The organism is Sphingosinicella flava (genome assembly GCF_016025255.1).
GTDB lineage: Bacteria > Pseudomonadota > Alphaproteobacteria > Sphingomonadales > Sphingomonadaceae > Allosphingosinicella > Allosphingosinicella flava.
In genome coordinates this window covers 1819908-1841515 of the sequence record NZ_CP065592.1, presented here as the reverse complement: position 1 = coordinate 1841515, position 21608 = coordinate 1819908, and the positions used below count along the sequence as shown (strand labels likewise).

Here is a 21608-nt window from a genome sequence, read left to right as displayed (position 1 = left end):
GCAGCGCGCACGGAAACAAGCATCTAAACTCTATCAAGTGCGGCGGTCGATCCAACGCCGGATGCCTGGAAAATGCATCCCTGATCGCCCTCCGTCTGCGTGGCCGCCGTGCCGAAACTCTGGCACGTTGCGCGGCCCTCCGCTTTGGAAGTGCCGCCCATTAGTTTCGGCTGCGTGACCGAGTCAATCGAACGCATTCATTTCAGCGGCGAACCGTTCGGCAGATGCGATGTCCAGTTCTATTAACCATAGATCGGGGTCGAAACGGCGGCGCCTGTCTATGAATTTAGAAAATTCACCTTCATTTTCAATGACTTGACCAGTCATTCCTTGCCAGGAATAAAGGCCGTCCGCCTGCAGAAACCTTTGGAAAACCCCCTTTTTCTGGCCGCGTTCGTTAAGAATTACAATGATTTCGCCCGCTTTTTCATCGCCTTTGAACAGCACTGCGCCGAAGCCGCCTTCATCCTGGGCTTTGCGCAATAATGCACTGACCAGCACCGAAGAGGCGAGGCGGGGCGTCAAGACCGATAGCCGGGAAGGGAGGCGAGCGGGATGTGGGAGCGCATGAAGGTGCCGGTGCCGCGCGCCGCTTCCTCCCCATCCGAATCGATGAGCCGCGCGTCGGCGACCATCACGCGGCGGCGACCGCTCGCCCAGCGGCCCTCCGCCACGACGCTTCCCCCTTTGAGCGGCCGGGTGAAGAGGAGGTTGAAGGCGGTGGTCAGCAGGAAGCGGTCCGACACCATGCTGTTGCACGCATAGAATGCCGCATCGTCCAGCATCTTGAAATAAAGGGTTCCATGCGCCGCGCCGGCCGCATGAAAGACGTGCCGATCCACGTCGAACCGGATGCGGGCGAACCCTTCCTCGACGATTTCAAGTTTCGATTCGAACAGGGTGTTGATCGGCGCCGCGGCATAAAGGGATTCGAGCGCGCGAAAGTGGGCTTCGGCCCCTGAAGCGCCCCCGTCAGGCCGCAAGCGACTCCACCCCGGCGAGAAGCGCATAGATCGCGTCATTGGATCTCGCGCCGCGCAATTTGGCGACGCAATTCTTGTCGCGCAACGCCCGGCTGACGCTGGCCAGCGCCTTCAAATGATCCGCCCCGGCGTCTGGCGGAGAGAGAATCAGGAAAACGAGATCCACGGGCAAGGCATCGACCGCCTGATAATCGATCGGACCGGTAAGCCGGGCGAAGAAGCCGTAGACATGGTCCAGGCCATCGATCTTGCCATGGGGAATGGCGATGCCGCCGCCAAAGCCCGTCGACCCCAATTTTTCCCGCTCCAGCAGGCAGGCGGCGATCGCCTTGGCATCGAGGCCCGTCTGGCGCGCGGCCGCACCGGCCAGCTGCTGAAACAGCGCCTTCTTGCTGGTCGCGCCCAGATGCGAGTCGATCGCATCGATCGACAGAATGTCCGACAAAATTGTCATACCGATAGAATACCTCGGCCCCCGGCGGAGGCCCTGTGCACCAAAAATGCGCGCCCGTGAAGCGGCGTCAGCCGCGTTCCGGTTCGACCCACCCGATGGTTCCGTCGCCCCGGCGATAGACCATGTTGAAATGTCCCGTCCCGCTGTTGCGGAAGAGAAGGGCGTTGGTGTTGCGAAGATCGAGCTGCATGACCGCATCCGACACCGATGCTTCGGGAATGTCGACCCGGGTTTCCGCGACGATCGGGGGGTTGTCCGAAGGCTCCGCCTCCTCGTCGCCGGATTCGAACACCGTATAACCGGCGTCCATTTCATAGGCCGCGCCGTTGAGGCCGCGTCCATGCTTGTCCTTGAGCCGCCGCATATAACGGCGCAATTGTTTCTCGATGCGGTCCGCGGCCTGATCGAAAGCCGGGTGCGCCTCGCTCGCCCGGGCCGACCCTTTAAGGACCACGCCTTGCATGACATGGGCGACGATGTCGCAGCTGAAATGGCCGAAAGGCGCTTTGCCGAACGTCACCTGGCTGGAAATAGCGCGGGAGAAATATTTATCGGCAATTGCTGCCATTCGATCCTGAACATGCTGCCGCAGGGAATCTCCCGTATCGACCTGATGACCAGAGACCAGAATTTCCATCGTCTTCTCCGTACTGGCAAGGTCGTCAAACTGGACCCGCTCCCATCTTACGTCAACCGCACCGCCTTCAGCCGGTTCCACAAGGGCTCGGTAATTTCCGCCAGAAAAGCGGCGTGGCGCGCCAATTCCTCCTGGCTCGCAGCATGCGGGCGCGGGGGGCGCACGGTGCGTGCGGCCGCCGCAATGACCGTGGCGACGGGTGCCGACGGCCCCGCTTCGGCCATCTCCGCGGCCAGCGAGAAACCGATCTGGCGGCCCCCGCACAATTCGACATAGACTTGGGCAAGAAGCTGCGCGTCGATCAAGGCGCCATGCTTGATGCGCAGGCTCCGATCGACGCCATAGCGGGTGCAGAGCGCGTCCAGGCTGTGCTTGGCGCCCGGATGGCGGGATCGCGCCAGCACCAGCGTGTCCACCATCCGCGTCATGGGGATGAGGGGCCTGCCGCACAAATCGAGCTCCGCGTTCAAAAAGCCGAAGTCGAAGCTCGCATTGTGCGCGACGAGGGGCGAATCACCGATAAACTCAAGCAATTCCTCGCAACTCTCCTCGAAGAAAGGCTTGTCGGACAGAAAGATGTCGCTGAGCCCGTGCACCGCTTCCGCCTCGGAGGGCATGGCACGCCGGGGATTGAAATAAGCGTGGAAGGTGCGTCCAGTTTCGACCCGGTTGAACAATTCGACGCAGCCGATCTCGACCATCCGGTCGCCGTTCAAGGGGCTGAGGCCGGTGGTTTCGGTATCGAAAACGATTTCGCGCATGGCGCGCTTATGAATCGGCCCCGCCGGTCAGGCAAGCAATGATGCGGCGAACCGATGACCGCGTGTCTTCGATCGGGCCGCCGGTCGGAATCACGAAATCGGCCAGGGCCCGTTTGTCCGCGTCCGGCATCTGAAGCGCCACTATGCGGGCAAACTTTTCGGGCGTCATGCCGGCGCGCGCGAGCACCCGGGCGCGCTGCACCTCGGCAGGGGCGGAGACGACGGCGATCTTGTCGGTCTGTCCGCTCCCGCCTTTTTCAAGCAGCAACGGGATATCCAGCACGACCAGCGGTGAATCCGAATGCGCCTCCAGGAACAGCCGCCTTTCCTTGGCGACGGCGGGATGAATCAGCCCTTCCAGCCTTTCGAGCGCCGCAGGGTCGCCGAGCACGCGTTCGGCGAGGCTGGTCCGGTCGACCCCCGCCGCGCCGGTCGTTCCCGGAAAATGCGCCTCGATGGCGGCGACGAGTCGCCCTTCCGGCCCCTGCAGCCGGTGGACGGCGGCGTCCGCGTCGAACACCGGAATTCCTTCGTCGGCGAACATCCGCGCAACGGTGGATTTTCCCATGCCGATCGATCCGGTCAGGCCAAGCACGATCATGACGTCAGCCTTTGCCGCAGGGCGGCGTCCGCGTCGCGCGGGGCGGGATGGCCGAAAAAGATGGGAAAGGCAGCGGCGGCCTGCGCGATCAGCATGTCGATGCCGTCGACGGTCGGCAGGCCGCGCGCCCGTGCCGAAGCCAGGAGCGCGGTCTCGCGCGGATGGTAGACCATGTCGAAAACGAGGCCCTGGGGCTCGACGGCGAGCGGCGGAAAACCGGCCATGCCGAGCGGCGAAGCGTTGATCAGAATATCGGCCCCCGCCAGGTCGTCGTCGTCCAACGCCCCTATGCGTCCTGAGTCGCCGAGCAGAGCCGCCGCCAGCGCGCTTGCTTTATCGGCGCTGCGGCCGTGAACGGTGATGCGGTGCGCGGAAATGCCTGCGGCGAGGCATCCGGCGATCGCGGCCCGTGCCGCGCCGCCGGTCCCGATGATCCGGACGGCGCCGTCCTTCCCGATTCCATGCCCGGTCAGCGTGTCCCGAACGCCCGCTATGTCGCTATTATACGCCGTTCCCGCCGAAGAGACGGTGTTGCACGCCCCCGTCAGCCGGACGCCCTCGGACTGGCTGGTGAGATAAGGCAGAATCGCTTCCTTCAACGGCATCGTGACATTGCAGCCCCGCCATGCCGGATCTTTCGCGCGAGCGGCGAAATAGGCGGGGAGGTCGTCCGCAACGAGCCGCAACGCCCGATAAGCGCCCGGCAAGCCGAGGCGGGCCAGCCAGAATGCGTGGATGATCGGCGACAGGCTGTGGGCGACCGGATCTCCGATCACTTCGGCATAGGGCACGCTCATGCCGGCATCTTTCCGCTGGTGCGCAGATGATCGAGCAAGGGCAGGAGCGGCAAGCCCAGAATGGCGAAATGGCTTCCCTCGATGCTCGAGAAAAGCTGAGCGCCGAGGCCCTCGATGCGATAGCCGCCGACGCTCCAGCGTATCGCCTCATATTCCCGGTCGAGATAGGACTGGATGAACGCGTCGCTGAGCGGCCTGACGGTCAGCGCTACACTTTCCGTCGCGCGCCACGTCACCGCCCCTCGTTCGATCAGGACGGCAGCCGAATGAAGCCTGTGCGTCCGCCCGGACAGCAGGCGAAGCTGGCCTTCCGCATCGGCCCGCGAGACAGGCTTGTCGAGCATGGTGCCGTCGTCGAGCTCAAGCGTCTGATCGGCGCCCAGGACCGGAAGAGGTGCCGCGGCAGCGCGCGCCTTCGCCTCGGCAAGCGCCAGAGCGAGCGAGGACGCGTCCATCCCATTCGCCCGGAGCCGTTCCTTGACCTTTTCTTCATCCAGCGGCGCGGAAACGACGTCGAAGGGTACGCCCGCCGCCGCCAGCATGCGCTGCCGCGTTTCGCTCCGGGATGCGAGGCCGATCATTCTTCCGCGGCGTCCAGCCGCTGATTGACGAGCTTGACGATCGCGAAGGCGGTTTCTTCGATCGAACGGCGGGTCACGTCGATGACCGGCCAGCCATTGTCTGCGAACAGGCGGCGCGCGAAGGCCAGTTCGGCGGCGACCGCTTGCTCGTCCACATAATCGGTTTCCGGCGCCTGGTTGAGCGACAGCAGCCGGTTGCGCCTTATCTGGATCAGCCGGTCGGAATTGGTGGTGAGGCCGACGACGAGCGGATGGTTGAGGGCGAACAGGCTGGGCGGCAGCGGCAATTCGGGAACCAGTGGAATATTGGCGACCTTATAACCCTTGTTGGCAAGATAGATGGACGTCGGCGTCTTCGAGGTGCGGGAAACCCCGGCCAGCACCACGTCGGCCTCTTCCCAATTCTCCCACCCGATCCCGTCGTCATGGGCGATGGTGAACTGAATGGCGTCGACGCGGGCGAAATAAGCCTCATCAAGGGCGTGCTGCCGTCCAGGCCGCGCCTTGGCTTGCTGACCGAAGGCGACGGTCAATGCGTCGATCACGGGATCCAGCGCCGAAACGGCGGCTATTCCCTTGCGGCGGCATTTTTGCTCCAGCTCGCGCCGCACCATGTTGTTGGCGAGGGTGAAGAGAACGAGGCCCGGCCGCCGCTCGATATCCTCCAGCACGCGATCGAGATGGCCTTCGGACCGGACCATCGGCCAGAAATGCTTGATCGTCTCGACCTCGTCGAATTGGGAAAGACAAGCCTTGGCAATCATTTCAAGGGTTTCGCCGGTCGAATCCGACAGCAGGTGGAGATGCAGCCGATTCATTCCCTATCCCGCCCGAACTGCTTGTGGAAAACCATGGGGATAGGGCTAGCGGAAGGCTTGGGATCGATTCAAGGAAAGCTTTTGCCCCCGCTTCCACAATTTCCATCCACACTTTGGCGAACATCGGAAAGGTTCCACGTTCATCCTGTGGATCACGGGGATAAATCCGGCGAATCCGCGCGCTTCCGCGGCCGCGCCAGAGTCAAACTGTTGGCAAGAACGGGGCAAGCCAATAAACCCCGGCATCCAGCGCCCTACTTCCTTCATCAGACTCTCTATAAATATAATATTATTTTTGGGACCGAGCGGAGCCAGCCTTGCCATGAGCGGAATATCGAAGCCTTTGCTGACCGTCCTGAATGGCGGAAATCCGGGCGTCCGGCCGATCTGGCTGATGCGTCAGGCCGGACGCTATCTGCCCGAATATCGCGCGCTCCGGGCGGCCAAGGGCGGCTTTCTCGACATGGCCTACGATCCGGAGGCGGCGGCCGAAATCACGCTTCAGCCGATCCGCCGGTTCGGGTTCGACGGCGCGATCTTATTCTCCGACATTCTCGTCATCCCCCATGCGCTTGGCCAGGATTTGACCTTTGTGGCCGGAGAAGGCCCGCGATTGACCCCACCTCTCGTCGATAGCGATTTACGCGCTCTGGAGGCCGTTTCCGGCCGTTTGCAGCCCATATACCGGACTGTGGAAAAGGTGGCGGCCGCATTGCCGGCGCAAACGACCTTCCTCGGCTTCGCGGGCAGTCCCTGGACCGTCGCGACCTATATGGTGGCCGGCCAGGGCAGCCGCGAGCAGGCCGAGGCGCGGCGTTACGCTTATCGCGACCCCCAGGCCTTCCAGGCGATCATCGACGCCATATCCGGCATGACCGTGGACTATCTGTCGGGTCAGGTGCGGGCAGGCGTGGAAGCCGTGCAGCTGTTCGACAGCTGGGCTGGAAGCCTGTCGCCGGAGCAATTCGAACGCTGGGTCGTCGTGCCGACCGCCGCCATCGTCGCCGCTTTCAAGGCACGCCATCCTAATGTGCCGGTCATCGGCTTTCCCAAAGGCGCGGGCGGCAAGCTCGCCGCTTATGCGCGCGAAACGGGCGTCGACGCGATCGGGCTTGATGAAACCGTGGATCCGCTCTGGGCGGCGCGGGAACTGCCCGCGACCCTTCCGGTGCAGGGCAATCTCGATCCTCTCGCGCTCATTGCCGGCGGAAACGCGCTTGAAAAGGCGGCGCGCCATATCATATCGGCCTTCGAAGATCGTCCGCACGTCTTCAACCTGGGGCATGGCATCTTGCCGGATACACCGATCAACCATGTCGAAGCCTTGCTGAGGATCGTCCGCGCGTGACGGACGGGCTCAACCTCGCTACGGCGCTCAGCATGACCTATGCGTGGATCAAGGCGGGCCACCTCATCTTCGTGATCTTCTGGATCGCGGGCCTGTTCATGCTGCCGCGTTATTACATCTATCATCAGGAAGCGGCGCCGGGCTCGGACGAGGAAGCGCGCTGGATCGACCGCGAGCGGAAACTTCGCAACATCATCCTCACGCCGGCGATGATCCTGGTCTGGGTCTTCGGTTTGACCCTTGCCTATACGACGGGAGCCTGGAGCCAAGGCTGGTTCCACGCGAAATTTGCGCTGGTCCTTATTTTGTCGGGCTATCATGGCTATATGGTGAGCTACGGCAAGAAGCTGGCGCGGGGCGAGCGCCCGGTCAGCGGCAAAGCGCTTCGCATTATGAACGAAGTGCCGGGCATCGCCACCGCCCTTATCGTTATTCTGGTCATCGTCCGGCCGTTCTGACCGGCGGCTTTCACCCGCTTGACTTGAAAAAAGCGGGAGCCTAACGGCAGGGCAAGTCGTTGCCTGCCAGTCCTTGGCGCGGGCTTTCCTCTTGCCGCTGTTCTGCCGCTTTCGGACGACACCTCCTTCCTTTGAGATTCCTCATGCATTTAAAAGACTTGAAGCAAAAAACCCCGGCAGAGCTCGTTGCGATGGCCGAAGAAATCGGGGTCGAAAGCGCCTCCACGCTCCGCAAGCAGGAGCTGATGTTCTCGATCCTCAAGGTCCAGGCCGAACAGGGCGACGAGATCATGGGCATGGGCACGATCGAGGTGCTGCCCGACGGTTTCGGCTTCCTCCGCTCGCCAGACGCCAATTATCTCGCCGGGCCGGACGACATTTACGTGGCGCCGAACCAGGTGCGCCGCTTCGGCCTGCGCACGGGCGACACGGTGGAAGGCGAGATCCGCGCGCCGAAGGACGGCGAACGTTATTTCGCGCTGACCCGCATCGTCTCGATCAATTACGACAATCCCGAAGCGGTGCGTCACCGCGTCAATTTCGACAATCTGACGCCGCTCTACCCGAACGAGAAGCTCCGCCTCGACACGCTCGATCCGACCGTCAAGGACAAGTCCGCCCGCGTCATCGACATCGTCTCGCCGCAGGGCAAGGGCCAGCGCGCCCTGATCGTCGCGCCGCCGCGCGTCGGCAAGACCGTTCTCCTTCAGAACATCGCCAAGGCGATCACCGACAACCACCCCGAAGTCTTCCTGATCGTGCTCCTCATCGACGAGCGCCCGGAAGAAGTCACCGACATGCAGCGCAGCGTGAATGGCGAGGTCATCTCCTCGACTTTCGACGAACCGGCGCAGCGCCACGTGCAAGTGGCTGAAATGGTGATCGAAAAGGCGAAGCGCCTGGTCGAGCACAAGAAGGATGTCGTGATCCTGCTCGACTCCATCACCCGCTTGGGGCGCGCCTACAACACGGTCGTGCCCAGCTCCGGCAAGGTGCTGACCGGCGGCGTCGACGCCAACGCCCTGCAGCGGCCGAAGCGCTTCTTCGGCGCCGCCCGCAATATCGAGGAAGGGGGCTCGCTGTCGATCATCGCCACCGCGCTCATCGACACCGGTTCGAAGATGGACGAGGTGATCTTCGAAGAGTTCAAGGGCACCGGCAACTCGGAAATCGTCCTCGACCGCAAGGTCGCCGACAAGCGTATCTTCCCGGCGTTGGACGTCGGCAAGTCCGGCACCCGCAAGGAAGAATTGCTGGTCGATCCGGCGACCCTGTCGAAGATGTGGGTGCTCCGCCGCATCCTCATGCAGATGGGCACGGTCGACGCGATGCAGTTCCTCCTCGACAAGATGAAGGACGCCAAGTCCAACGAGGATTTCTTCGCGTCGATGAACCAGTAAGGGCTTGGAGGCGTTCGGAGGGGCTATGCTGGACCTGTTTCTGACCTTCTCCGCCACGATCGGCGGCCTTGGCGACATCTGGGGGCATATCGTCGCCGATTTCTCCAATCTGGGTTCGCCCTCCGCTTTGTCCGCCTTCGGCCAGGTGCTGATGATCGACATCATGCTGGCGGGCGACAATGCCATCGTCGTCGGCGCGCTGGCGGCGGGTCTCCCGGCCGATCAGCGCAAGAAAGTCATCCTGATTGGCATCGTCGCCGCTCTCGTCCTGCGCATCATTTTCGCGCTGATGGTGAGCTGGCTGCTCGGCATCGTCGGGCTGGTGCTGGCGGGCGGATTCCTGCTGCTCTGGGTCGCCTGGAAGATGTATCGCGAAATCCGCCACACCGGCGAATCCGCGGGCTCGCCCGAAGTCGACGGCGACGAGCATACCGGACTCCGGTCCGCCAAGACCTTCGCGGGCGCCGCCTGGGCGGTCGCGCTGGCCGATGTGTCGATGAGCCTCGACAATGTCCTCGCCGTCGCTGGCGCGGCGCGCGACCATCCCGGCATCCTGATCATCGGCTTGCTGCTGTCGGTCGCCCTGATGGGCCTCGCCGCCAACGTCATCGCCAAATATATCGAACGCTTCCGCTGGATCGCTTGGGTAGGCCTTGCGGTCATCGTCTACGTTGCGCTGAAGATGATCTGGGAAGGCTGGCACGAAGTGGAGCCGGTGCTCGCGGCGACTCTGGGTTGAACGGCTGGTAAGGCACGGAGCCGGATTTCCGGCTTCGAAGCATCCGAGGATGGTTCTTCCCCCCGCAGTTCGATAAGCTGAATCCCTCGTCAGCAAAGGAGAGCGGCATGAAGGTTTCCGTCGACATCGATTGCACGCCGGAGGAGGCGCGGCGCTTTCTCGGCCTTCCCGATCTGACGCCCATTCACGACCTCTATCTCGAACAGATGCGCAAGGCGATGACCGACGGCATCGGCCAGGAAGCCTTTGGCGAGATGATGAAGAGCTGGGCGCCGCTGGGTGAGAACGGCATGGCCCTCTGGCGTCAGATGATGGACGGGATGAGCGGCAAGAGGTGAACGCCCGGCCCGACACCATCTATGCGCTGTCGTCCGGAACGCCTCCCGCCGCGATCGGAATCATTCGGGTGAGCGGCCCGCTGGCCGCCGGGGCGCTGGCGGCATTGGCCGGGCGGGTGCCGCAGCCGCGCCGGGCTTCCTATGCCCGGTTGAGGCATCCCAAAAGCGGGGATTTGCTCGACCACGCGCTCATCCTGTTCTTTCCTGGACCGCGCACGGCGACGGGCGAGGATCTGTGCGAGCTCCATGTGCATGGCGGCCGTTCGGTCGTGGCAGCGGTGCTGGAGGCCCTGTCAACGGTTCCCGGTCTGCGCGCTGCCGAAGCGGGCGAATTCACGCGCCGCGCATTCGAAAACGGCCGGATCGACCTGACCGAAGCCGAAGGCATTGCCGACCTGCTGACCGCGGAAACCGAGAGCCAGCGCCGATCGGCGCTCGCCATGGCGGGTGGGGCTCTCAGCCGTGAAATCCGGGGATGGCAAGAGCAGCTGCTTGCGATCGCCGCTCAGGTCGAAGCGGAGATCGACTTCTCAGATGAAGGCGATGTCGGTGCGGAGTCGGCTGAGCGCTGGCGGCCCGCCTTGGCCGAACTCGAGCGGGATGTCGCGCGAGCCTTGAAGCGCCCGTCGGCGGAACGGCTTCGCGACGGCATTCGGGTGGTGATCGCGGGTCCGCCCAATGCCGGCAAGTCGACCTTGATGAATGCGCTCGCCGGGCGGGATGTCGCGATCACCTCGCCTCTTGCCGGCACGACGCGAGACAGCATTGAAGCGCCAGTCTCTCTGGGCGGCTATCCTTTCATCCTGATCGACACAGCGGGATTGCGGGAATCGCAAGACATGATCGAAGCGATCGGCGTCGAAAGGGCGGAAGCGCATCTCGAGGCGGCGGATGTGATCCTGTGGCTCGGCAAGCCGGACGACCGACCTTCGGGCCCACGAATCATTCGAATCTCCGCGAAAAGCGATATTGCCCCGTTCGAGCCGGGCGCCGATCTCGCAGTGTCGGCGCTGGGTGGCGAGGGCCTGGACAGGCTCCTGGCCCTCCTTATTGAAATAAGTGCCGGCATGCTGCCCGCAGAGGGCGAAGTGGCGATCAATCGCCGCCATCGCGAAGCCTTTAGCCACGCTGCCGAAAGTTTGAAGAACGCGGCGCATGAAAGCGATCTCCTGCTTGTCGCCGAGGAACTGCGCCAGGTGCGCCTCCATTTCGACAGGGTAACGGGCCAATCCGGGGTGGAGGACATGCTCGATGCACTTTTCGGACGATTTTGCATCGGCAAATGATGTTCCACGTGGAACATTTTGACAGAATGGGTGGCAGACCGTAGCTGAGCTTCATGCGTCATTATGATGTTATCGTTGTCGGCGGCGGCCACGCCGGCTGTGAAGCTGCCGCGGCGGCGGCACGCATGGACGTGTCGACAATGCTGGTCAGCTTCAGGCGGGATATGATTGGAGCCATGTCCTGCAATCCGGCCATCGGAGGCCTCGGAAAAGGGCATCTCGTTCGTGAAGTCGACGCCTTTGACGGTCTCCTCGGCCGCGCCGCCGACCAAGCGGCCATTCACTACCGCATGCTCAACGCCAGCAAGGGAGCTGCCGTTCGCGGTCCGCGTATCCAGGCCGACCGGCGCCTGTTCAAGCGCGCCATCCACACCTTGCTCGAACGCCAGGCCAATCTCGATATCCTTGAAGGAGAGGCCCAATCGCTGCTGATCGAGTCCGGCAGAATTAACGGCCTGCAATTGGCGGATGGTTCGGCGATCCGGGCGCGCGCCGTTATCCTGGCAACGGGCACGTTCCTCAACGGCAAGTTGCATTTCGGGCTGCGCAACACGGCTGGAGGTCGGGTCGGCGAGCAGGCCGCCCGCGATCTCGGCATGCAATTGCGGCATCTTGATTTGCCGCTCGGCCGTCTCAAGACCGGGACGCCGCCACGTCTTGATGGGCGCGGCATCGATTGGGCGAGGCTCGAACGGCAGCCCTCCGATGATGGGCACTGGACCATGTCGGAGCTGAGCCCGGGACGATCCGCGCCTCAGCTTTTTTGTGCGATCACGCGCACAAATGCCGTTACGCATGATATCATCCGCGCGTCGTTGGATCGGTCCCCGCTTTTCTCCGGCGACATCGAAGGCGTAGGGCCGCGTTATTGTCCGTCCATCGAGGACAAGATTCATCGCTTCGGCGACCGCGAAGGGCATCAGATTTTTCTCGAGCCCGAGGGTTTGAACGATCCGCTCATTTATCCAAACGGCATATCGACCTCCCTGCCGGAGGACGTTCAATTGGCCATGGTGCGCTCCATGGAAGGCCTAGAAAATGTGGACATCGCCCAGCCCGGCTATGCCGTGGAATATGATTATGTCGATCCGCGCATTCTGGAACCCACGCTGGGCGTCCGCAACATTCCCGGCCTCTATCTCGCCGGCCAAATCAACGGCACTACGGGCTATGAGGAAGCTGCCGCGCAAGGGTTGGTCGCCGGCTTGAACGCAGCGGCATTCGCAAAGGAAACGGCTCCTATCCTGTTCGACCGCAGCGACAGCTATATTGGCGTCATGGTCGATGATTTGGTGTTGCAAGGCGTCACCGAACCCTATCGCATGCTGACCGCGCGCGCCGAATACCGCTTGCACCTGCGCGCGGACAATGCCGATGTGCGACTCACGCCCAAGGCCATTGCGGCCGGTTGCGTATCGGAAGAGCGTAAAGCCGCTTTCGACGCCAAGCAGGCCGATCGCGCTGCCTTGGAGACGTTGTTATCGGCCAGATATCGCGGTGCCGACCTTCAACGGGAAGACATTTCCGTGCGTGACGATGGAGTGCGGCGTCCCCTGACCGAATGGCTTCGCTTTCCCGAGGTGCATGAAGCGGCGATAAAGAGGCTCCTTCCTGAAGCCGGACAGTTTTCGACAAATCTGATCGAAACGGCAGTCCAGGATCATCGCTATGCGCCTTATCTCGAACGGCAGGCAGCGGAGGTTGCACGGCTACGGTCGGACGAAGCCGTACGTTTGCCGGCCGATCTCAATTACTGCGATATTGCGGGGCTCTCCGGTGAAATGATGGAACGGCTCCAGGCATCGCAGCCATCCACCTTGGGGGCGGCAAGCCGCATCAGGGGGATCACGCCTGCGGCATTGGCAGCCATTTTAGTCCACGTTCGCCGGAGAGCGGCGTAATGAACGGGCGGGCATGGGTTGAAAGACACTGCAATGTTTCACGTGAAACATTGGAAAGGATGGAGGCCTTTGTCGCGCTGCTCCGTTCAGAAAATGAAGTCCAAAATCTGATATCCCGCGCAACCCTGGATTCTATTTGGGAACGCCATATTTGGGACTCTGCGCAACTTTTGCGATTCGCGCCCGATGCCAAAAGCTGGATCGATCTCGGGACTGGCGCAGGCTTTCCTGGCCTGATTATCGCAGCGCTCTCTCAGGCAAAAGTGACTATGGTCGAAACGCGGCCGAAACGCGTCGATTTTCTCCGCCGTGCCGCCGACACGCTCGCTCTTTCAGGCAAAACGCAAATTCTGTGCGCCAAAGTGGAGCGGGTACCGCCGCGCCGCTATGACGTCATCAGCGCCCGCGCTTTTGCGCCCCTGCACACTATCCTGCCGCTCGGATTGCCGTTTTCGGATAAGGGCACGACCTGGATCTTGCCGAAAGGACGCAATGCTGCATCGGAACTGGAAGCGCAGGCGGGTTTGTGGCACGGTTTCTTCCGGGTCGAGCCCAGCCTGACCGATTCCGACGCTGGAATCATCGTGGCGCAGGGGGTTCAGCGGGCGAAGGGGACGAGGCGCACATGATCAAGCTCGCGGTCGCCAACCAGAAAGGCGGGGTGGGGAAGACCACCACGACAATCAACATAGCCACCGCGCTCGCCGCGACCGGCTGGAAGGTTTTGGTCGTCGATCTCGATCCGCAGGGCAACGCGTCGACGGGCCTCGGAGTCGATCATTCCCAACGCGAATCGTCCAGTTACGATCTCCTCCTCGGCAATGGCGGATTGGAGGACGTCGCGGTCGCCACCATCGTTCCCAACCTTCATGTCGTTCCCGCGACCGTGAACCTCTCCGGCGCCGAGGTCGAGCTGGTGGGCGAGCCCGACCGCACCCATCGATTGGACGCCGCGCTGAACGCGTCCGGCGCGGCCCGCTGGGACATTTGCCTGATCGATTGCCCGCCCTCGCTCGGTCTTCTCACCGTCAACGCGCTGGTCGCCGCGGAGTCGATTTTCGTACCGTTGCAGGCGGAATTTTTCGCTTTGGAAGGCCTAAGCCAGCTGCTCCGTACAATCGAGCTCGTCCGCGACCGCTTCAATCCGGGGCTTTCCGTGGTCGGCGTTGCCCTCACCATGTTCGATCGCCGCAACAATTTGTCCGGCCAAGTGGCCGACGATGTCCGCGCCGTGCTCGGCAAAACCGTGTTCGATACGGTTATTCCGCGAAATGTCCGCCTGTCCGAGGCGCCTAGCCATGGCATACCGGCGCTCATCTACGACATGCGTTGTCCGGGGTCCGAAGCCTATATGTCCCTCGCGCGGGAATTGATCGCCCGCTTGCCGGAGAAAGCAGAAGCCGCATGAGCGAAATTCCGATGAGAAAGCGCGCGCCGGGATTGGGCCGCGGCCTGTCCGCCCTGCTGGGCGAAAGCGCCCCCTCCGAAGAACGCCCCGGCGCCGGCAAGGGCGTTCAACTCGTGCCCGTAGCGAGCATCGCTCCCAATCCCGATCAGCCGCGCCGCCATTTCGACGAAGCCGCTCTGAACGAACTCGCCGAGTCGATCCGTGCGCGCGGCGTGCTCCAGCCGCTCGTCGTCCGTCCCCATGGCGGCCGGTATCAAATCGTTGCGGGCGAGCGGCGTTGGCGGGCGGCACAGCGTGCCCAGCTTCACGAAGTGCCGGTCGTCGTCCGCGAGTTCGACGATCCCAACACGCTTGAAGTCGCGCTGATCGAAAACATCCAGCGCCAGGATCTGAATGCGGTCGAGGAAGCGGAAGCCTATCAGCGCCTCATCGCCGATTTCGGGCACACCCAGGACGCGCTGGGCAAGATCGTCCACAAATCGCGCAGCCACGTCGCCAATCTCCTCCGCCTGCTCGACCTGCCGGCGTCGGTCCGCGCCAAGGTGGCGTCGGGCGAGATCAGCATGGGCCATGCCCGCGCGCTCGTTTCTGCGCCCGATGCCGAGCAGCTGGCGGATGATATCGTCGCGCGCGGCTTGTCGGTGCGCGACGTCGAGAAATTGGTCCGCGATGCGAAGCCGCGCAAGGCGGCGGGAGACCGGGTGCCGTCCGGGGGCGGCGCCAAGGATGCGGACCTTGCGGCGCTCGAGCGCCAGCTTGGCGACATGCTCGGCCTCAAGGTAGCAATCGGCTATCAGGACGGCGCGGGCGGCACGGTGACCCTCACTTATTCGACGCTCGATCAGCTCGACATGATCTGCCAGCGCCTCAGCAACGAACGGATATAAACCCTCAGCGCAGGCGCGCTGCCTGGCGCGCGATCGCGAACAAGGTTTCCTCGGCCGCGATGGGGCCGGGGCCTCCTGAACTTTTGACCAGCCGTTCGGCATCGAGAAGCCGCTCCAGGGCGCGGGCAAGCAATGCGCCCCGCCACCGGCCAAGCTGCTGCTGAACGGCGGGCTTTTCTTTCCAGAACAACGCCTTGCCTTCTGACGTCATGACGGCATCGAGGCTGTTTCCTCCCTCGACCGATGCCCGCATCCGGGCGAGCAGGGTGAAGCGGCGCAGCACCGCGCGCAGCAGGGCGATGCCCTCCACATTCTCGGTCGCCAAACGCGCCAGCTCGATTTTCAGCAGGGCCGGGTCGCCGCCAGCGACCGCATCGACGATCCGCGACAAATCGCCCTCGTCGCTGGCCGCGCCGACGGCATCGATCACGTCATGGTCGATTGCCTGCGGCCGATCCGGTTCGGCATCGGCATAGAGCGCATATTTGCGCATTTCCTGATCGATCAGCGCCCGGTTGCCGCCGGTGATGTCGGCGATGCGCTGGGCGACGTCGGGACGCAAGGTCAGGCCCTGTTCCCGCGCCAGATCCATCGCGACCCGGCCCGCATCGCGTCCCTCCGGCGCATAGCTGGCGAAGGCGAGGGCATTGGGCGCGGCGAGCGCGAGTTTCAGCAGGCGCGACGTTCCCTTGAGCGCGCCGCCGAGCAGCAGGACGGGATTGCCCGCCGCCGGGGCTTCGATCAGCGCTTCCACCGCCGCGGCGCATTCGTCGCCCGCCGGATCGACCTCGATATAGCGCGCGCCGCCGAACATGGAGATGGACGCCGCCTCATCGGCCAGCCGCGCAGGATCGGCCTTAAGCTCCGCGCCGCTGAGGTCGATCCGCTCGGCATCGCCGCCCAGCGCCTGGCCGAGGAGCTTGGCAAGCGCGCGCGATCCCGCATCGTCGGGACCGTGGAGCAGGATGAAGCGAGTATCCGGCCCTGGCGCCCGCAGCGCCTTTTCGACCTGCCCGCGATTGGCCTTCACGGATTTTCGCGCGCGGCGTAGAGCGCGACACGCGCCACGATCTGGTCGGCGAGCTCCGCCGACAGGCGCTCGAGCGCGGTTTCCTCGGCGGCGACCGTCGCATATTCGGAACTCACCACGTCGATGCCCGCATCCGACCCCGCCGTCGCATCGAGCAGCACGGTGCCGAGCGCGGCGTCGACGAGCTGGTAGCGCGCCCGCAAGGTCCGCCGCTCGCGCGTCGTGGCATTGTCGGCGCGGATGCCGTAGCCGGTAATCTCATCGTCCAGCACGATCTGCAGGCGATAGCGCGGCGCGGCGTCACCGGCGGCGCGGAGCCGGTCCTGGAGCGCGGTGCGTACCAGCCACCCGGCGCGTCCCGGGATCGGCGCGACATCGACCCCGCTCAACGTCCGCACCACCGCGCCTTGGCCTCCGCCCCCATAGAGCGGGCGCAAGCCGCACCCGCTCATCAAGAAAGCGGCGGCGAGGGCGATCGCGGTCCTCATGCGACGATGTTGACCAGCCGGTTCGGAACGACGATCACCTTGCGCGGCGCCTTGCCGTCGAGCGCGCGGGCGATCTTGTCGCTGGCCAAGGCGGCCTGTTCCAGCTCCGGTCCGGGCAGATCTTTCGCGACGGTGAGCGTGTCGCGCAGTTTGCCGTTGACCTGGACGGCGATGGTCACCTCATCCTCGACCAAAAGGGCGGCATCCACCTCGGGCCAGGCGGCGTCGGCGATCAAGCCCGGCTCGCCAAGCGCGGCCCAGGCCTCCTCGGCGAGATGCGGCACCATCGGCGCGACGATGCGCAGGAGGGCGCGGATGGCGGCGCTACGCGAGGCCGAAGGCGCCGCTTTCTCGATCGCGCTGGTCAATTCGTAGATATTCGCCACCGCCTTGTTGAAGGCGAGCGACTCAATGTTGGCGGCGACACTGGCGATGGTCTGGTGGAGCTTGCGGTCGAGCGCCTTGTCCTGCCCCTCTGCCGCCACATTCTCATCCGCCAGGCGCCACAGGCGCTGGACGAAGCGCCAGGCGCCTTCGATCCCCGCCTCGCTCCACGGCAGGTCGCGCTCGGGCGGGCTGTCGGACAGCATGAACCAGCGCACGGCGTCGGCGCCATATTGGTCGACGATCGGCTCGGGATCGACGACGTTCTTCTTGGATTTCGACATCTTCTCGACGCGGCCGGCGGTGACCGGCTGGCCGCTTTCGATGTGGATCCAATCGTCGCCTTCGCAGCGCACTTCGTCAGGGGACAGCCAGCTGCCGTCGCCCGCTCTATAGGTTTCGTGCGTCACCATCCCTTGCGTGAACAGGCCCTGGAACGGCTCGGCGACGTCCAGCTTGCCGATCCGCTGCAGCGCGCGCGTCCAGAAACGGGCGTAGAGCAGGTGCAGGATCGCATGTTCCACGCCGCCAATATATTGGGCGACGGGCAGCCAGCTGGCCGCGACCGCCTTGTCGAACGGCTTGTCGTCCGGCTGGCTGGCGAAGCGGATGAAATACCAGCTCGAATCGACGAAGGTGTCGAGCGTGTCCGTCTCCCGCCGCGCCGCCGCGCCGCATTGCGGGCAATCGGCCTTGCTCCAAGTGGGATGACGTTCCAGCGGGTTGCCGGGAATGTCGAAACTGACATCTTCCGGCAGTGCCACCGGCAGCTGATCCTTCGGCACCCCCACGGGACCGCACGCCTCGCAATGGATGATCGGGATCGGCGTGCCCCAATAACGCTGGCGCGACACGCCCCAGTCGCGCAGGCGCCAGACGGTCGTGCCCCGGCCCCAGCCGCCGTTCTCGGCGCGGGCGATGACGGCGGCCTTGGCGGCTTCGACGTCCATGCCGTCGAGAAAGCGGCTGTTGACGATCACGCCGCCGCCCGTTTCCGCTTCACCGCCGATTGGCTGGCCCGCTTCGTCAAGGCTCGAGGCAACGACGCGGTTGATGGGAAGCCCATATTTGGACGCGAATTCGAAATCGCGCTGGTCGTGCCCCGGCACACCGAACACGGCGCCGGTGCCATAATCCATCAGCACGAAATTGGCGATGTAGAGCGGCAAGTGCCAGTCGGGATCGAGCGGGTGGCGTACGCGGATGCCGGTGTCGAACCCCTTCTTTTCCGCCGTTTCGAGCTCGGCGGCGGTCGTGCCGCCCTGCTTGCATTCGGCGATGAAGGCGGCGACCTCGGGATTGTCCGAGAGGCCCAGCGCGATTGGGTGGTCGGCGGCGACGGCGACAAAGCTCGCGCCGAAGATCGTGTCGGGCCGGGTGGTGAACACCTCGACCTCGTCATGCCCTGTTATGGGCGATGCGAGCTGGAACCGGAAGCGGAGCCCCATGCTCTTGCCGATCCAGTTCTTCTGCATCAGCCGGACCTTTTCCGGCCAATCCTCCAGGGCATCGAGGCCGTCGAGCAATTCCTCCGCGAAATCGGTGATCTTCAGGAACCATTGATTGAGCTTACGCCGCTCGACTAAGGCACCGGAACGCCAGCCGCGCCCATCGATCACTTGCTCGTTGGCGAGCACGGTCATGTCGACCGGATCCCAATTCACCTCGCTCTGCTTGCGGTAGACGAGGCCCGCTTCATAAAGATCGAGGAACAGCGCCTGTTCCTGCCCGTAATAATCGGGCTCGCAGGTGGCGAGCTCGCGGCTCCAGTCGAACGCGAAGCCGAGGCGCTTCAGCTGCGCCCGCATCGTCGCGATATTGGCGCGGGTCCAGTCGCCCGGATGCACCTTCTTTTCCATCGCGGCATTTTCGGCGGGCATGCCGAAGGCGTCCCAGCCCATCGGGTGCAAGACCTCGAAGCCCTGCATGCGGCGATAGCGGGCGAGGACGTCGCCCATCGTGTAATTGCGGACGTGGCCCATATGGATGCGTCCCGACGGATAGGGAAACATCTCCAGCACATAGCTTTTGGGCTTGGGGCTCGTGTCGGACGCGTGGAACACGCCCCTTTCTTCCCAGACCCTTTGCCAACGGGCGTCGGCGTCGAGCGGGTTGAAACGCGCTGCCATGGATCAGCCTTTTGCTTGGAAGATTAGTTGACCACGGCTGCCCGGCGCAAGTCGCGGGCCTTGGTGAGGATGATCTCCTCCAGCTTCTGGACGGTCGCGGCGGCGACCGGCGCATCCACCCACTGGCCGTTCTGCGAAACCTGGCGCGACGCCGCGACGCGCAACGCGTCGGCGCGCAGATCGCGGTCGAGGATCGTCGCGGTCACCTTCATCCGCTCGGCCGGGCTGTTCGGGTTGGCATACCAATCGGTGACGATCACGCCACCGTTCGAATCGACCTGGGCGAGTGGCGCGAAGGACAAGGTCTCGAGCGCGGCTTTCCACAAATAGGCGTTGACGCCGATCGACGTCACCTGGCTGGCCGCCAGATCCGCCTTCTGCACCGGATCGGCCTGATCCTTGCCGAGGGATTTGTTGATGTCGTCCCGTATCCATTGGCAACCGGAAAGGGCGAGGGCGGCGGCAAGGGCCGCGCCAAGGTGGAGGGAACGCTTCATCGACTGACAATCCTCGACGCTGAAAATAAGGTTTCCCGCCGTTTATAGTTGCCCTCGCGCAACCGGCAAGCGCTGTTCGCGTTTGCCGTTCATGCTGGGTCAGTCCGGTTTGTGGGAAATGGGCAACATTGCGAGGAGATTCCCGTAAATTGTGCGTTGCTGCTATAGTGCCGGCACGGGAGTCGTTCTACAAACCATATCGTTACGGGAGACGAATGGCGTGAGCAGGCAGGCTTGGATGGTTGGAACAGGGGGGACGGCGCTCGCAGCGCTCGCGCTTCTGCTGTCGCCCGCCCTTGCCGCGACCGAATCGAAGGCGAAGAAGAATGTGCGGACCGCGCGGTCCTTCAGCCTCGCCGGCGTCGGTTCGTTCACGCCCGCCATCGCCGACCCCCGTTTGGCCGCCGAATTCGCGCGTCGCGGCGCCCGGCTCGGCAGCTATAGCTTCACGCCTTCGGCGGCGACCGAAAAGAACAAGGCGGTGCGCGTCGCCGTCCGCGCGTCGACCACGCGCCCGGTCCAGGATCGCGGCATTGCGGGCGAAGCCTCGGCCAGCGCGGTGACGGCCCTGACCCCCGTATCCTACAATCTCGGCCTGGCCGTGGGCTGGAAGCGTTTCGCGCTTTCCGGCGACGTCGCGCGCATTCAGGGCGGCGTGCTGCCCGGCGAACGCCAGGCCGCGGATATCGGCGTCTCCTATTCGGCGAAGAAATTCACCGGCCGAGTCGAAGTCGGCGCCGAACGCGCCACCAGCCCGCTGCCGCGCATCGTGGTGCCGGAGGAAAGCTATTCGCTCGGCGTCGGCGGTTCCTATTCGATCGCGCGCAACGTCGCGGTCACGGCCGGCGCCCGCTATCGCATCCAGCGCGACCGCCTGGAGCCGCTGGAAGACGATCGCCGCGACAGCCAGTCGGTCTACGTCGGCACCGCCTTCCGCTTCTAGGCGGCGCTTCCCCTTATCCTATAGCGTCTTCCTGCAAAGGCCGTTCATGCACTGGCCGGTTAAGGACCGCATCGGCCAGCAGCGTTGATTTGATGGAGAGACCTCCCCCCTCAACCGTCATTCCAGCGAAAGCTGGAATTTCGGCGATGCCGGTATCGCACCCAGGGGTCTCAATCAGCTCCACGCATCGATCCCCGCCCAGCCATAGGCGCCGAGACCTTTCATCCGCCGCCCTCGCGCCGCGTTCATGCCCCCCAACGCGATGACCGGAACCCTGGAACCCCGCGCCAGCAGGCCGAAACGCAGCGCTCCGATGCCTTTGGCGCCCGGATGCGAGCGGGTGGCGTAGACAGGGGAGAGAAAGACGATATCGGCGCCCCTTCGGCACGCCGCGATCACTTCCCGCAAATTGTGCGCGGAGGCGGTGCGGAAGCCGGCATGAATATGCGGCCGGCCGGTATGATTATGCACGCCGTCCAGGCGGGCTGTCGTCAATCCATCCGCAGCCGCCGCCACGAGCATGAGATTGCGGCGGCGGGCGATGCGGGCGACCTGGCCGAACATCTTCCGCCGCTCCGCCTTTGGCAGCCGATAGTGCCGGAAGACGATCCCGCTTCCGCGCGGAAGCCGTTCAAGTGCCGCCCACAGCCTGTCGCCCAGCCGCTCGTCGGTCATCAGCCACAGGCGCGGAATGGGCGGGGAAGGGGACTGGCGGCGGCGCATGGCCCTTCCTATAGGCA

Annotated in this window: 25 protein-coding genes; 11 read left to right on the top strand and 14 right to left on the bottom strand. The window is 64.0% G+C overall.

Annotated elements, in window-relative coordinates:
- Positions 1-183 precede the first annotated feature (183 nt).
- From IC614_RS09425 to IC614_RS09385, 9 genes are all read right to left on the bottom strand, one after another.
- Positions 184-525, bottom strand: a complete 342-nt coding sequence (locus tag IC614_RS09425) for a DUF1491 family protein (protein ID WP_200971074.1) — start codon at positions 523-525, stop codon at positions 184-186.
- Complete coding sequence (locus tag IC614_RS09420; RefSeq protein WP_226372624.1) at positions 522-983, bottom strand: PaaI family thioesterase; 462 nt, start codon at positions 981-983, stop codon at positions 522-524. Before IC614_RS09420 ends, IC614_RS09425 begins: the two co-directional genes overlap by 4 nt.
- The gene (locus IC614_RS09415; protein ID WP_200971072.1) at positions 973-1437 is read right to left on the bottom strand and encodes a PTS sugar transporter subunit IIA; all 465 of its coding nucleotides are present in this window, start codon (positions 1435-1437) and stop codon (positions 973-975) included. Before IC614_RS09415 ends, IC614_RS09420 begins: the two co-directional genes overlap by 11 nt.
- Before the next feature lie 67 nt (positions 1438-1504).
- Positions 1505-2074, bottom strand: a complete 570-nt coding sequence (gene hpf, locus IC614_RS09410; RefSeq protein WP_200971071.1) for a ribosome hibernation-promoting factor, HPF/YfiA family — start codon at positions 2072-2074, stop codon at positions 1505-1507.
- Positions 2075-2121: 47 nt separating this feature from the next.
- Positions 2122-2835 carry a DNA polymerase III subunit epsilon gene (gene dnaQ / locus IC614_RS09405; protein ID WP_200971070.1) on the bottom strand — a complete coding sequence of 238 codons (714 nt, stop codon included), beginning with the start codon at positions 2833-2835 and terminating at the stop codon, positions 2122-2124.
- A 7-nt stretch (positions 2836-2842) separates the two neighbouring features.
- A complete protein-coding gene (coaE, locus tag IC614_RS09400) occupies positions 2843-3436 on the bottom strand; it encodes a dephospho-CoA kinase (protein ID WP_200971069.1) in 594 nt (197 codons plus the stop codon).
- Positions 3433-4233: a shikimate dehydrogenase family protein gene (locus IC614_RS09395; RefSeq protein ID WP_200971068.1), complete on the bottom strand. Its 801-nt coding sequence runs from the start codon at positions 4231-4233 to the stop codon at positions 3433-3435. Before IC614_RS09395 ends, coaE begins: the two co-directional genes overlap by 4 nt.
- Positions 4230-4814 (bottom strand): Maf family protein, encoded by a 585-nt coding sequence (locus IC614_RS09390; protein WP_200971067.1) that lies wholly within the window; start codon positions 4812-4814, stop codon positions 4230-4232. The genes IC614_RS09395 and IC614_RS09390 overlap by 4 nt, the downstream gene beginning before the upstream one ends.
- Entirely contained in the window at positions 4811-5632 is an 822-nt protein-coding gene (locus tag IC614_RS09385; RefSeq protein WP_200971066.1) for a pyruvate, water dikinase regulatory protein, read from the bottom strand. The genes IC614_RS09390 and IC614_RS09385 overlap by 4 nt, the downstream gene beginning before the upstream one ends.
- A 322-nt stretch (positions 5633-5954) precedes the next feature.
- Between IC614_RS09385 and hemE the strand changes: the two genes are divergently transcribed.
- From hemE to IC614_RS09335, 10 genes are all read left to right on the top strand, one after another.
- Positions 5955-6980 carry a uroporphyrinogen decarboxylase gene (gene hemE / locus IC614_RS09380; RefSeq protein ID WP_200971065.1) on the top strand — a complete coding sequence of 342 codons (1026 nt, stop codon included), beginning with the start codon at positions 5955-5957 and terminating at the stop codon, positions 6978-6980.
- Between the two features lie 32 nt (positions 6981-7012).
- Positions 7013-7438, top strand: coding sequence for a CopD family protein (locus tag IC614_RS09375; protein ID WP_200973182.1), 426 nt, complete (start codon positions 7013-7015; stop codon positions 7436-7438).
- 143 nt (positions 7439-7581) lie between these two features.
- A complete protein-coding gene (gene rho, locus IC614_RS09370) occupies positions 7582-8838 on the top strand; it encodes a transcription termination factor Rho (protein WP_200971064.1) in 1257 nt (418 codons plus the stop codon).
- Between the two features lie 25 nt (positions 8839-8863).
- Positions 8864-9577 carry a TerC family protein gene (locus tag IC614_RS09365; protein ID WP_200971063.1) on the top strand — a complete coding sequence of 238 codons (714 nt, stop codon included), beginning with the start codon at positions 8864-8866 and terminating at the stop codon, positions 9575-9577.
- Positions 9578-9684: 107 nt separating this feature from the next.
- Positions 9685-9915 carry a DUF6489 family protein gene (locus IC614_RS09360; RefSeq protein WP_200971062.1) on the top strand — a complete coding sequence of 77 codons (231 nt, stop codon included), beginning with the start codon at positions 9685-9687 and terminating at the stop codon, positions 9913-9915.
- Entirely contained in the window at positions 9912-11201 is a 1290-nt protein-coding gene (gene mnmE, locus IC614_RS09355) for a tRNA uridine-5-carboxymethylaminomethyl(34) synthesis GTPase MnmE (protein WP_200971061.1), read from the top strand. Before IC614_RS09360 ends, mnmE begins: the two co-directional genes overlap by 4 nt.
- Before the next feature lie 53 nt (positions 11202-11254).
- Positions 11255-13102: a tRNA uridine-5-carboxymethylaminomethyl(34) synthesis enzyme MnmG gene (mnmG, locus tag IC614_RS09350; RefSeq protein ID WP_200971060.1), complete on the top strand. Its 1848-nt coding sequence runs from the start codon at positions 11255-11257 to the stop codon at positions 13100-13102.
- Positions 13102-13731, top strand: coding sequence for a 16S rRNA (guanine(527)-N(7))-methyltransferase RsmG (gene rsmG / locus IC614_RS09345; RefSeq protein ID WP_200971059.1), 630 nt, complete (start codon positions 13102-13104; stop codon positions 13729-13731). Before mnmG ends, rsmG begins: the two co-directional genes overlap by 1 nt.
- On the top strand, positions 13728-14510 hold the full coding sequence (locus IC614_RS09340) for a ParA family protein (protein WP_200971058.1): 783 nt from the start codon (positions 13728-13730) through the stop codon (positions 14508-14510). Before rsmG ends, IC614_RS09340 begins: the two co-directional genes overlap by 4 nt.
- Positions 14507-15397, top strand: coding sequence for a ParB/RepB/Spo0J family partition protein (locus tag IC614_RS09335; protein WP_200971057.1), 891 nt, complete (start codon positions 14507-14509; stop codon positions 15395-15397). Before IC614_RS09340 ends, IC614_RS09335 begins: the two co-directional genes overlap by 4 nt.
- Before the next feature lie 4 nt (positions 15398-15401).
- Here IC614_RS09335 and holA read toward each other — a convergent pair whose 3' ends face one another.
- From holA to IC614_RS09315, 4 genes are read right to left on the bottom strand one after another with little or no spacing between them, the layout of a single operon-like run.
- Positions 15402-16427, bottom strand: coding sequence for a DNA polymerase III subunit delta (gene holA, locus IC614_RS09330; protein WP_200971056.1), 1026 nt, complete (start codon positions 16425-16427; stop codon positions 15402-15404).
- Positions 16424-16915 (bottom strand): LPS assembly lipoprotein LptE, encoded by a 492-nt coding sequence (gene lptE, locus IC614_RS09325; RefSeq protein WP_200971055.1) that lies wholly within the window; start codon positions 16913-16915, stop codon positions 16424-16426. Before lptE ends, holA begins: the two co-directional genes overlap by 4 nt.
- On the bottom strand, positions 16912-19428 hold the full coding sequence (gene leuS / locus IC614_RS09320; RefSeq protein ID WP_200971054.1) for a leucine--tRNA ligase: 2517 nt from the start codon (positions 19426-19428) through the stop codon (positions 16912-16914). Before leuS ends, lptE begins: the two co-directional genes overlap by 4 nt.
- 23 nt (positions 19429-19451) lie before the next feature.
- Positions 19452-19925 carry a DUF3576 domain-containing protein gene (locus IC614_RS09315; protein ID WP_200971053.1) on the bottom strand — a complete coding sequence of 158 codons (474 nt, stop codon included), beginning with the start codon at positions 19923-19925 and terminating at the stop codon, positions 19452-19454.
- A gap of 220 nt (positions 19926-20145) precedes the next feature.
- On the opposite strand from IC614_RS09315, the gene IC614_RS09310 reads away from it, so the two are divergent.
- Complete coding sequence (locus tag IC614_RS09310; RefSeq protein WP_226372623.1) at positions 20146-20868, top strand: hypothetical protein; 723 nt, start codon at positions 20146-20148, stop codon at positions 20866-20868.
- Between the two features lie 174 nt (positions 20869-21042).
- On the opposite strand, the gene IC614_RS09305 is transcribed toward IC614_RS09310, so the two are convergent.
- Positions 21043-21591 carry a thiamine phosphate synthase gene (locus tag IC614_RS09305; RefSeq protein ID WP_200971052.1) on the bottom strand — a complete coding sequence of 183 codons (549 nt, stop codon included), beginning with the start codon at positions 21589-21591 and terminating at the stop codon, positions 21043-21045.
- Positions 21592-21608 lie beyond the last annotated feature (17 nt).

Coding starts and splice junctions, on each gene's coding strand:
- IC614_RS09415 (WP_200971072.1), bottom strand. CDS start 1,437: ATGACAATTTTGTCGGACATTCTGTCGATCGATGCGATCGACTCGCAT.
- hpf (WP_200971071.1), bottom strand. CDS start 2,074: ATGGAAATTCTGGTCTCTGGTCATCAGGTCGATACGGGAGATTCCCTG.
- dnaQ (WP_200971070.1), bottom strand. CDS start 2,835: ATGCGCGAAATCGTTTTCGATACCGAAACCACCGGCCTCAGCCCCTTG.
- coaE (WP_200971069.1), bottom strand. CDS start 3,436: ATGATCGTGCTTGGCCTGACCGGATCGATCGGCATGGGAAAATCCACC.
- IC614_RS09395 (WP_200971068.1), bottom strand. CDS start 4,233: ATGAGCGTGCCCTATGCCGAAGTGATCGGAGATCCGGTCGCCCACAGC.
- IC614_RS09390 (WP_200971067.1), bottom strand. CDS start 4,814: ATGATCGGCCTCGCATCCCGGAGCGAAACGCGGCAGCGCATGCTGGCG.
- IC614_RS09385 (WP_200971066.1), bottom strand. CDS start 5,632: ATGAATCGGCTGCATCTCCACCTGCTGTCGGATTCGACCGGCGAAACC.
- hemE (WP_200971065.1), top strand. CDS start 5,955: ATGAGCGGAATATCGAAGCCTTTGCTGACCGTCCTGAATGGCGGAAAT.
- IC614_RS09375 (WP_200973182.1), top strand. CDS start 7,013: ATGACCTATGCGTGGATCAAGGCGGGCCACCTCATCTTCGTGATCTTC.
- rho (WP_200971064.1), top strand. CDS start 7,582: ATGCATTTAAAAGACTTGAAGCAAAAAACCCCGGCAGAGCTCGTTGCG.
- IC614_RS09365 (WP_200971063.1), top strand. CDS start 8,864: ATGCTGGACCTGTTTCTGACCTTCTCCGCCACGATCGGCGGCCTTGGC.
- IC614_RS09360 (WP_200971062.1), top strand. CDS start 9,685: ATGAAGGTTTCCGTCGACATCGATTGCACGCCGGAGGAGGCGCGGCGC.
- mnmG (WP_200971060.1), top strand. CDS start 11,255: ATGCGTCATTATGATGTTATCGTTGTCGGCGGCGGCCACGCCGGCTGT.
- rsmG (WP_200971059.1), top strand. CDS start 13,102: ATGAACGGGCGGGCATGGGTTGAAAGACACTGCAATGTTTCACGTGAA.
- IC614_RS09340 (WP_200971058.1), top strand. CDS start 13,728: ATGATCAAGCTCGCGGTCGCCAACCAGAAAGGCGGGGTGGGGAAGACC.
- IC614_RS09335 (WP_200971057.1), top strand. CDS start 14,507: ATGAGCGAAATTCCGATGAGAAAGCGCGCGCCGGGATTGGGCCGCGGC.
- lptE (WP_200971055.1), bottom strand. CDS start 16,915: ATGAGGACCGCGATCGCCCTCGCCGCCGCTTTCTTGATGAGCGGGTGC.
- leuS (WP_200971054.1), bottom strand. CDS start 19,428: ATGGCAGCGCGTTTCAACCCGCTCGACGCCGACGCCCGTTGGCAAAGG.
- IC614_RS09315 (WP_200971053.1), bottom strand. CDS start 19,925: ATGAAGCGTTCCCTCCACCTTGGCGCGGCCCTTGCCGCCGCCCTCGCC.
- IC614_RS09305 (WP_200971052.1), bottom strand. CDS start 21,591: ATGCGCCGCCGCCAGTCCCCTTCCCCGCCCATTCCGCGCCTGTGGCTG.